The following is a 4,352-nucleotide window of genomic DNA, read 5'->3' as shown; positions in this document are numbered from 1 at the left end:
GAAGTCCCCGAAGCGATCGCCACGGCCCGCCGGGCCGGAATCCGGGTGATCATGATCACCGGCGACGCCCCCCTGACCGCCCTGGCCATCGCCCGGCAGGTGGGGCTCGACGCGCCCCGGGCCGTCACCGGAAACGAGCTGGCGGGGATGGACGACGAAGCGCTCCGCACCGCGCTCAAGGAGGGGGTGATCTTCGCCCGGACCACCCCGAGGGACAAGCTGCGGATCGTCAAGGCCCTGCAGGATGAAGGGCTTGTGACCGCCATGACCGGAGACGGGGTCAACGACGCCCCGGCGCTGAAACGGGCCGATATCGGCATCGCCATGGGATTGCGGGGGACCGACGTGGCCAAAGGGGCCGCCGACATGATTCTCCTGGATGACAATTTCGCCTCCATCATCGGTGCGGTGCGGGAAGGGCGGCGTCAGTACGACAACATCAAAAAGTTCGTCACCTATCTCCTCTCCTCCAATACCGGGGAGGTGATCGCCATCTTCGTCAACATTCTACTGGGGGGACCGTTGATCCTGCTGCCGGTGCAGATCCTGTGGATGAACCTGGTGACTGACGGGATGACGGCGGTGGCCCTGGGGCTCGAACCGGCGGAGAAGGGGATCATGGAGCGCCCGCCCCGTTCGGTCAACGCTCCTTTCCTCCAGCTTCGGGGGATCATCATGATCATCCTGCTGGGAAGCTGGATCGGGGGTGGAACCCTCTGGCTCTTCCACCACTATCTCGCGTCGGGGCTGCCCCAGACCCAGGCGGTGGCCCTGGCCCAGACGGTGGCCTTCACCGGCATCATCATTCTGGAGAAGATGAACGTCTTCAACTACCGGAGTCTCCGGGCCCCCATGCCGGTGATCGGCTTTTTCTCCAACCCCTGGGTGCTCGGGGCCTGGACGGTGACGGTAGGGCTGCAGGTGGCGGCGGTCTATGTACCGTTCCTGCAAAAAGCGCTCCACACCGTTCCCCTGCGGCTCGAGGATTGGGGGATGATCTTCGCCGTGGCCGTGCCGCTCTTTGTAGTGGTAGAATTGTACAAATGGTTCGAATGGTGGGTGATGAAAAAACGGGGAGTGTAAGATGGACTACAGTCTGATCCAATCGTTGGCGATTGTCCTGATGCTCGGTTTTGCCATCGGGATGCAGCGGACGCTGACCTATATGCGTTCCGGTGAGCACACCTTCGGAGGCAGCCGAACCTTCGCTCTCATCTCCCTGAGCGGTTTTCTGGCTGCATGGCTGGATAAACTCTATACGGGGACAGTCCTTGTCGTTACCGCGGTGCTGGGTCTTCTGCTTCTGGCCGCCTACTATCTCAAGGTCAGCAAGACGCAGCGTTGGGGGATGACGACCCAGGTCGCGGCGTTGGTAACCTACCTGCTGGGGGTTCTGGCCTATCGGGGGGAGATCCTTTGGGCCGTCTTTATCGGGGTGCTGGTGATCATTCTGCTGGAGATCAAGCCCAGGCTCCAGGCCCTGGAGCGCCACATCGGTCCCACCGATGTCAATGCGGTGATCCTGCTGCTGGCCATGAGCTTCGTGATCCTGCCGATCCTTCCGGACAAAATGATCGGCCCCTGGCATCTGTTTAACCCCTACAAAACCTGGATGATGGCGGTGATCATCGCCGCCATCTCCTTCGTCGGTTATGTGGCCATCAAGGTCCTGGGGCAGAAGCACGGGGTCTTCCTCACCGGAGCGGCCGGGGGGCTGATCTCCTCCACCGCGGTCTCCATCTCCCTGTCGCAGATGTTTCAGAAGCAGTACGAGTTGATCAACAACTATGCCGGCGGGATCGCCATCGCCTGCACCTTCATGTACCTGCGGGTGCTCTTCGAAGCCTTCGTCATTCATCCCGAGCTGGCCTGGAAACTCGCACCGGCCTATCTGGGGGCGGCGGGCAGCGGACTACTGTATAGCTGGTGGTTCTACCGCCATGCCAAAGCGGCCGAGATCAACCTGGAAAACAGCGCCATCACCAAAAACCCTCTCCAACTGAGCGAGGCGATCAAATTCGGCATCCTCTTTGGGATCATCTACGGTGCCATCGCTTTGGTCCAGACCCGCTACGGCAACCTGGGGGTCTATCTGGTGGCGCTCTTCTCCGGACTCACCGACGTGGATGCGATTACCCTCTCCCTCAGCGAAATGTCCAAAGACGGCAAACTGGTGGAGACGGCGGCTATGAACGGGATTGTCATCGCCTCGGTGACCAACTCCATCGTGAAGCTGGGAATCGTCTATTGGCTGGGGGGTGTGAAGCTGGGCTGGAGGCTGACCCTCTTTTTTCTGGTGACACTGGGCATGATGGGGGCAGGGCTTCTTTTAATGGAGAATTGAGGATGGAGGATGGAGAATTTTGGATTGCGTTGCGATGCAACGCTCTTCTTTTGAATGATGGTATTGGGGGGATCTTTAGCAATGCCTAAAAGCTCCCAATATACCAATATACCAATAACAAATTCGACAGTCGCGTAGCGTGGGATTGCCATCCCACGTTTTACCTGTAGAAAAAGGAGGAACCGATGAATCTTGAAGAGTTTATGCAGGGTCAGGATGAGATTCTCATCCGTTATGACGGGGTTATTCTGCCGGGGCGTCTGGCGGTTCCGGAGGGGGCCAAAGGGATCGTGCTATTTGCCCACGGCAGCGGCAGCAGTCGTCTGAGCCGGCGCAACAACTATGTCGCTTCGGTACTGCACGAGGCAGGGATTGCGACGCTGCTTTTCGATCTGCTGATGGAGCCCGAGGCGCAGGATCGGCGCAATGTCTTCGATATCGACCTTCTGGCCTCCCGACTGCTGCTGGCGACCCGATGGGTGAGCCTCCAGCCCGCACTGAAATTTCTGGCGATGGGCTACTTCGGTGCCAGCACCGGTTCGGCGGCGGCGCTCAAAGCTTCGGTGGCGTCACCGGTCCCCATCCGGGCCATCGTCTCCCGAGGCGGCCGTCCCGACATGGCGGCAGATGTCTTGGACCGGGTGACGGCCCCGACCCTGATCATCGTCGGAGGCAACGACTACGGCGTCATCGAACTCAACGAAGCGGCCTACCGGGCTCTGCGCTGCGAAAAAGCCTTCGAAATCGTCCCCGGGGCGACCCATCTTTTCGAAGAGCCGGGAACGCTGGAAAGGGTGGCCGAGCTGGCGCGGGATTGGTTTGTGAAATACCTGGGGGGGATTGAGAATTGAGAATGGAGAATGGAGGATTTTGGATTACGTTGCGGTGCAACGCTCTTCTTTTTTTAAGTAAAAAAGAGTTTTGTCATCCTGAACTTGTTTCAGGATCCAGGGCTTTATCGGCAGTTTGAGGGTGTGGATTCCGGGTCGAGCCCGGAATGACGGTATTTCGGAACCTCTGAGTTAGCACCTCCCAATATACCAATGACAAATAGAGTACTCTGAAAAACAACCGGTTTCACTCGATAGCTCTGGCAGTCGCGAACGCAAGCGCCCGTTTTACGGCTTAAGCGCTCCTTTGTCGCCATCGAGTGAAACCTCTCGTGGACATTTTTCAGAGGGTTCAATACTACAACTCGATCCCCAACCGCTCCGCCAGCTCCTTGGCCGCTTCGGTCGCCTTGGCCTGCAAAAAGAGATCGGTACGGTGTTCGGTGTTGGCGGAGGGTTCGACGTTGATCTCGATGACCCTGGCCTGCTTGGCTTCGAAGGGGATCATGGACGCGGGCATCACTTCGCCGGTGGTACCGATGACCAGGAGCAGATCGGCCTCTTCGGCCAGAGCCATGGAGTCCCGGTAGGCCTGGGGCGGGATCCCTTCGCCGAAGAAGATGAAATCGGGTTTGAGCAGGCCGCCGCACTTTTTGCAACGCGGCGGCAGCTGAGAGAGATCGTGCTCTGTAAAGGGTGTTCGATCGCCACACTCGGTGCAGAGCAGGGTCTGGGCGGTGCCGTGGAACTCCACGACGTTGCGGCTGCCCGCCTCCTGATGAAGGTTGTCGATGTTTTGGGTGATGACGCCTTGGAGTTTCCCCCGTTTCTCCAGCTCGGCCAGGAGTCTGTGGGCGGCGTTGGGGCGGGCCTTGGCTCCCATGTAGTCGTAAAAGATCTCTTTGATGACTTCCCAGCACTCTTTGGGATGCTCGTAGAAATACCCCAGATCCAGCACTTTGGGATCGTAACGGCTCCAGAGCCCCTCGGGGCCACGGAAGGTGGGGATCCCGCTCTCCACGGAGATCCCGGCTCCGGTGAAGGCGGCGGCCTTTCGGCTCACGGCGATCCAGCGGGCGGCGGTGTCGTAGTCGTTCATCTCAGACTCCCAGATATCGGATGGCGAGGAGGTGGATCCCCCACATAAGCACTCCGGCGGTTAGGAGGCTTGCGAACAG

General features: G+C 59.4%; 4 protein-coding genes. 3 read left to right on the top strand and 1 reads right to left on the bottom strand.

Going from position 1 to position 4,352, the window contains the following annotated elements; genetic code table 11:
- From F8I07_RS00165 to F8I07_RS00155, 3 genes are all read left to right on the top strand, one after another.
- Nucleotides 1–1,083, top strand: a 1,083-nt coding sequence (locus F8I07_RS00165; RefSeq protein WP_292654166.1) for an HAD-IC family P-type ATPase, incomplete at its 5' end; no start/stop codon positions are given.
- Between the two features lies 1 nt (nucleotide 1,084).
- On the top strand, nucleotides 1,085–2,344 hold the full coding sequence (locus F8I07_RS00160) for an MgtC/SapB family protein (protein ID WP_292654161.1): 1,260 nt from the start codon (nucleotides 1,085–1,087) through the stop codon (nucleotides 2,342–2,344).
- A gap of 185 nt (nucleotides 2,345–2,529) precedes the next feature.
- Nucleotides 2,530–3,195 (top strand): alpha/beta hydrolase, encoded by a 666-nt coding sequence (locus F8I07_RS00155; RefSeq protein WP_292654157.1) that lies wholly within the window; start codon nucleotides 2,530–2,532, stop codon nucleotides 3,193–3,195.
- A 337-nt stretch (nucleotides 3,196–3,532) separates the two neighbouring features.
- Here the strand turns inward: F8I07_RS00155 and F8I07_RS00150 are convergent, their stop codons facing one another.
- A complete protein-coding gene (locus tag F8I07_RS00150) occupies nucleotides 3,533–4,273 on the bottom strand; it encodes an NAD-dependent deacylase (RefSeq protein ID WP_292654154.1) in 741 nt (246 codons plus the stop codon).
- Between the last annotated feature and the right edge of the window lie 79 nt (nucleotides 4,274–4,352).

Origin of the sequence: Nitratifractor sp., from assembly GCF_015487065.1 — a bacterium.
In the GTDB taxonomy this organism is placed as follows: domain Bacteria; phylum Campylobacterota; class Campylobacteria; order Campylobacterales; family Sulfurovaceae; genus Nitratifractor.
Note: the sequence above shows the minus strand (reverse complement) of the source record. Positions and strands in the feature narration are given on the sequence as shown.